Raw genomic sequence first — 1,971 nt, 5'->3', positions numbered from 1 at the left:
GCCGGCGAGACACTGCCGCCGGGCGAGCCCCTGCCCGACGGGCGGCGGCGCTTCGCGCTGGGCCCGGACGGGCTTCTGCGGCTGCAGGGTGCGGCGGTGGTCCAGGCCGCCACGTGCCTCGAGCCCATCGACGCGCGGGCGGGCGGGCTGTAGAGGCGGCGGCACGGCGTTGCCACACGCGCCCGTGTCCCCGGGGCCAGTGCCGCAGGGCGCGGGGCCGGGCGGGCCGTGCAGCCCAGCCCGACAGGTGCCCCGTGACGCCGCGCATCGCCGTCCTGATCCCCTGCCACAACGAGGCCGTCGCGATCGGCCGCGTCGTCGCCGAGTTCCGCGCCGCGCTGCCGCAGGCGACGATCCATGTCTTCGACAACAACTCCACCGACGCGACGCGCGAGGTGGCGGCGGCGGCCGGCGCGGTGGTCCGGCGCGAGGCGCTGCAGGGCAAGGGCAACGTGGTCCGGCGCATGTTCGCCGACATCGACGCCGACGTGTACGTGCTGGTGGACGGCGATGACACCTACGAGGCCGCCGCCGCGCCGCGCATGGTGGCGATGCTGCTCGAGGACCGGCTCGACATGGTCACCGCGGCGCGCGTGACCGGCAGCGAGGCGGCGGGCGCCTATCGCCCAGGGCATCGCCTTGGCAATGTGGTGCTGACCCGCATGGTGCGCTGGGTGTTCGGCGACCGCATCTCCGACATGCTGTCGGGCTACCGCGCCTTCTCGCGCCGCTTCGTGAAGTCCTTCCCGGCGCTGTCCGGCGGCTTCGAGACCGAGACCGAGTTCACCGTGCATGCGCTGGAACTGCGCCTGCCGGTCGGCGAGATTCGCACCCGCTACAAGGAACGCCCGGCCGGGTCGGCGAGCAAGCTGCGCACCTTCCGCGACGGCTTCCTGATCCTACGCACCATCGTGCTGCTGGTGCAGCGCGAGCGGCCGCTGGCCTTCTTCTCGAGCGTCGCCCTGGCGCTGCTGGCGGGGGCGCTGCTGCTCGCCGCGCCGCTGTTCGTGACCTATGTCGAAACCGGCCTGGTGCCGCGCTTCCCCACCGCGATCCTAGCGACCGGGATGGTGGTGCTGTCCTTCCTGTCGCTGGCCTGCGGGCTGATCCTGGACACCGTCTCGCGCGGGCGGCTGGAGGCGAAGCACCTAGCCTACCTGGCGCAGCCGCCACCGCGTGGCGAGGGGGGCTGAGGCGGAGCGGCGGAGTTCGGCACGAGCGCGGGGCGGGCAGGCCGCAGGGTGCTGAAGACGACCAGCGTCGCCGCCCGTGTCCCAGTCCGCGGCGCTGGCGACGACGGCCCGCCCGCCGGGGCCTCGAGGTATCTGGCAGCGCGAGCTGGCCTGCCTGCGCGGGCTGCTCATGGATGCCCGGCGTCCGCTGCACGCGCCGCGCCCATCCGGCAGACCGCGGGACCGCCGCCCGACAGGTGCGGCCAGCGGCAGCAGGACATGCCGGGTGAGGGATTTGAACCCCCGACCTTCTGATTACAAATCAGCTGCACTACCACTGTGCTAACCCGGCGCCGTCCTTTGGTGTAGCAGAGGCGCTTTCCGCGGCAACCCGATCCCGACTCCGATTCGGCCGGGCCGCCCCCATCTCCCGAGGGCCCCCGGACCCGTCGATGCGCCTTTCGCCCCGAGACCGTCACCCACCGCCGGCCCCGGCCGCCGCCTCGGAACCCCTGCCCTGGGGCCCGATGGCGCCGCGCCGCCGGCGCGCGCCGGAGATGGGGGTCGCCGCGCTGGTCTCGGTGCTGCTGCACGGGCTGGTCGTGGCGGCGCTGGTGCTCGACCTCGACCCGCGCAGCCGGCGCGGGCCGGACGAACTGCCGCCGCCGACCTTCGCGGTGGTGTTCCAGGGCGGGTCCGACCAGGCGCCACGCGGTGCCGAGGCGCCGGAGGAAGGCCCCGCCCCGCTCCTTGGCGCGCCGCCAGCACCGCCGCCGCCGCCCGCGCCGCTGGAGGTTCC

Annotated in this window: 1 protein-coding gene, 1 tRNA gene and 1 pseudogene; 2 read left to right on the top strand and 1 reads right to left on the bottom strand. The window is 74.7% G+C overall.

The window, feature by feature from the left end; translation table 11 throughout:
• The first annotated feature begins 254 nt into the window (after nucleotides 1-254).
• Nucleotides 255-1,193 carry a glycosyltransferase gene (locus HW578_RS25970; protein ID WP_198373600.1) on the top strand — a complete coding sequence of 313 codons (939 nt, stop codon included), beginning with the start codon at nucleotides 255-257 and terminating at the stop codon, nucleotides 1,191-1,193.
• A gap of 259 nt (nucleotides 1,194-1,452) precedes the next feature.
• Here the strand turns inward: HW578_RS25970 and HW578_RS25965 are convergent.
• Nucleotides 1,453-1,524: transfer RNA gene (locus HW578_RS25965), tRNA-Thr, on the bottom strand.
• A gap of 175 nt (nucleotides 1,525-1,699) precedes the next feature.
• Between HW578_RS25965 and HW578_RS25960 the strand changes: the two are divergent.
• A pseudogene (locus HW578_RS25960) lies at nucleotides 1,700-1,971 on the top strand (hypothetical protein); the annotation flags it as partial.

It is taken from the genome of Roseomonas rosulenta (genome assembly GCF_016106005.1).
Taxonomy (GTDB): domain Bacteria; phylum Pseudomonadota; class Alphaproteobacteria; order Acetobacterales; family Acetobacteraceae; genus Neoroseomonas; species Neoroseomonas rosulenta.
This window is presented reverse-complemented; position numbering and strand designations above follow the sequence as displayed.